We start from the raw sequence: 2,776 nt of genomic DNA on the forward strand, positions 1-2,776 counted from the left end.
AACAAAGGGTCTCAGATGGGGCTATGAAAAACGCACATTAAGGGAGGCAGAAAACTAGGAAAAGGGCAGTACGGAAAGTAAAACAAGCCATACGGTTTTGCCTGCAAAACCGTATTCCTATCTCCCTGCCACAAGTGGCAGGGGGGAACGGGTTAGCAACGGACTGCCGGGACAAACGGTAAAAGGACGGGGCTGCAATACGGAAGAAGGAGGTTGTTTCGGCAATGCCGAAGCTCCGGATGATGACCATTGCAATCCCGCCCACGTTTGGAACTTCTCTTTTCCGGTTTACCCGTAATCAGCCGCATAGCGGATGATTACGGGTAAACCGGGAATGAGAACAGTCATTCCGATGAAGGGGAGGGTGGGAAAGAATACTGCGTGAACGCAAAAACACAGTATGTCATCTTAAAACAATATCTTTAAAAAGTTTTTCAGAAGAAATGCTTACCAATATCCTAATAATTATTACTTTTGATAACATAATACAACGATATGGAAAAGAAAAAGATTACAATAGAGGTAGAACCAGCTACAGCCGTAGCTACCGTCGGTTTATTGCGTGGGATATTTCCCAGTATCATCGAACAACTGGAAAGGCAAGCCGCAACAAACGGCAGCCCCTTAAAATTCAATAAAGTAGAAAATATGCAAGAAGTATTGGATGAGATTTATGAAAAGTGCATTGCCGAAACGAACCTCCGGGAGTTTGCCCAGGCGCACTTAAATAGTGACGGATTACCTAACTGATACAGAAATACGGAATCTGCCAGCCATCCTTATTCCAAATAACAAATGGTACAGAATTACACACCTGTCATGTGGGATGACAAAGCATTTGCCTTTGTCCCCTACGAAGCATTCAGTGATTTGCCACATTATCCCAAAGAAAAATGTGAGCAAATTTGCAAAGAGCTGAACAGCCTTATAAGACTATGTACTTATAGGCCGAAAAAGGAAGATATTTATTTTCATCCGGTAAGTTATGTACGTCGTTCCGGAGGTTTCATAGTTACGGATAATCAGGCATCCTTTGAGAAATGCCCCTATCCTGCTTGCGCAGACCGTCATAGCTGCCAAAAAATATGTGATTTGATGAACCGTATCATTGAAGAGTCTTAATTATATAAAATACCATGGAACATCCAAACTCCAAATGCAGAATAGCACAAGCTGAATATTTAAGTCGGCTACCTGAAGAAGAACGGGAAAATAAGGCCAGAGATATTAGAATCGGAAACGCCAGCTATATTTACCACCAACAAGCGGTTCCAATCCAAGAAAACAGATTGATAATGTATTATAAAGAGTGGTTGGAAGGTCTTCCTCCCAACATTTCACGCCATATGAGAATGCTTGGATTTGAAGCATGTAAGACAATGATTCCGTTTACGAGATATGTGAACGAAAGAAACGATATTGGTATGCGTGACTGGATGCAAGAGCATCTTTCACCGAGTGACTTCAACTATTGGCAGGAACTTTCGAAAAAAGCAGGTTCGCCAACATTTTAATCCCATCCCGTTCAATACGCTGCCTGAAGAATAAAAGGTGCGTATTAAACGAGAATATTATTTAGCGTTTAGTCATCTCTTCCCGCACCAGTTCCGTTTCTGTCGGGGAGAGTTTCGGCAATTTGACAGTTGCCGGACTTTCTAACTGGTAAGCCTTCACCTCATTGATAAGCAGCTGCCAGTCAAAAAGAAATTCTTCGGAACAACCATGTTTACGATAAATTTCTTTTGCTGCTTCCAAAATCTCAGGAGCGCAAAAATCGTCTCCCTGAAAGACAACTGCCGGACGATCATTATTGATACAGTCTCTCAATAATCGTAACTGATCTTTCATTGTGTTTACCTATTATGCGTTCTGTTGTTTTACCATTTTCAAAAATTCGTCAGACGGTTTAAATGCCGGTATGTTATGAGCCGGAATAATCATAGTAGTATTCTTAGAGATATTCCGAGCTGTCTTTTGCGCTCTCTTCTTCACTATGAAACTACCGAATCCACGAAGATAGACATTTTCCTCCTTACCCAACGAAGTCTTTACCTCGTTCATGAATCCTTCCAAAACAGCAAGCACCGCTTTGCCGTCGATGCCGGTTCTGGCAGATATTTCCTTTACGATTTCCGATTTAGTCATTTCTTTATAATTTGAAAATTAGCGTGCAAAGATAATTAATCCAATGGATTATTTAAAGTCTGGCATCCGCAGCAAGCCCTGCCTTCGCCCAATGAAGTGTTAAATTGTTGCGTATGGGTCAAGTTCCTTAATCCGCTTACACAAATAATCAAAGCGTTTCTTGGTAAGCGGTGTGAGTGTATCGAGGTTCTTGCCATCGAAATTCTCTCCGAAAATAAGGTCGTCCACTCCTATGCCGTGATTGTAATTCTCGCGCACGCAATCACGCAGAATCCAAAGGTTATGCAGGTTCACCCAGTCGGCTGTAATGTTTCTGATTTTACTGAACAGCAGCGCAGCAGTGTAAAGGTAGTGTCCGCAATGGTTGTAGTCATGCAACACCAGCTTGCCCTGGTAATAGATGTCGAAATCCTTGTTTTCTTCATCTTCCTTTGTATCGCAGTAGAAGAATGGAATGTCTTTCAGACCGTCCCAATTAATATAAGTAGTTGGCTTCATAATATCTTTTTTGAATACGCTACATAACCTGTTATTTGCACACTTTCCATTATTCACAGAACATTTGATGAAACACTTCCTTCAGTCTTTTTATCTCACTGAAATTCAAATCTCCAATCTTTCTTTTCAGCCG

Annotated in this window: 7 protein-coding genes and 1 pseudogene; 4 read left to right on the forward strand and 4 right to left on the reverse strand. The window is 41.5% G+C overall.

All coding sequences use genetic code 11. From position 1 onward, the window contains the following. Window positions 1-97 precede the first annotated feature (97 nt). From DWW10_RS26210 to DWW10_RS25510, 4 genes are all read left to right on the forward strand, one after another. A complete protein-coding gene (locus DWW10_RS26210) occupies window positions 98-298 on the forward strand; it encodes a hypothetical protein (RefSeq protein ID WP_182021546.1) in 201 nt (66 codons plus the stop codon). A gap of 197 nt (window positions 299-495) precedes the next feature. Further along, on the forward strand, window positions 496-750 hold the full coding sequence (locus DWW10_RS25500) for a hypothetical protein (protein ID WP_005868768.1): 255 nt from the start codon (window positions 496-498) through the stop codon (window positions 748-750). A gap of 45 nt (window positions 751-795) precedes the next feature. Beyond that, window positions 796-1,122, forward strand: a complete 327-nt coding sequence (locus DWW10_RS25505) for a hypothetical protein (protein ID WP_005868769.1) — start codon at window positions 796-798, stop codon at window positions 1,120-1,122. Between the two features lie 14 nt (window positions 1,123-1,136). Then, window positions 1,137-1,514 (forward strand): hypothetical protein, encoded by a 378-nt coding sequence (locus DWW10_RS25510; protein ID WP_005868770.1) that lies wholly within the window; start codon window positions 1,137-1,139, stop codon window positions 1,512-1,514. 61 nt (window positions 1,515-1,575) lie between these two features. Here DWW10_RS25510 and DWW10_RS25515 read toward each other — a convergent pair whose 3' ends face one another. The 4 genes and pseudogenes from DWW10_RS25515 to DWW10_RS26630 all read right to left on the reverse strand — a co-directional run. Next, window positions 1,576-1,848 carry a hypothetical protein gene (locus DWW10_RS25515; RefSeq protein WP_005868772.1) on the reverse strand — a complete coding sequence of 91 codons (273 nt, stop codon included), beginning with the start codon at window positions 1,846-1,848 and terminating at the stop codon, window positions 1,576-1,578. Window positions 1,849-1,860: 12 nt separating this feature from the next. Further along, complete coding sequence (locus DWW10_RS25520) at window positions 1,861-2,145, reverse strand: HU family DNA-binding protein (protein WP_005868774.1); 285 nt, start codon at window positions 2,143-2,145, stop codon at window positions 1,861-1,863. Between the two features lie 99 nt (window positions 2,146-2,244). Next, on the reverse strand, window positions 2,245-2,643 hold the full coding sequence (locus tag DWW10_RS25525) for a hypothetical protein (protein WP_005868776.1): 399 nt from the start codon (window positions 2,641-2,643) through the stop codon (window positions 2,245-2,247). A 49-nt stretch (window positions 2,644-2,692) separates the two neighbouring features. Then, window positions 2,693-2,776, reverse strand: a pseudogene (locus DWW10_RS26630) (type II toxin-antitoxin system PemK/MazF family toxin); the annotation flags it as partial.

This window comes from Bacteroides intestinalis (assembly GCF_003464595.1).
In the GTDB taxonomy this organism is placed as follows: domain Bacteria; phylum Bacteroidota; class Bacteroidia; order Bacteroidales; family Bacteroidaceae; genus Bacteroides; species Bacteroides intestinalis_A.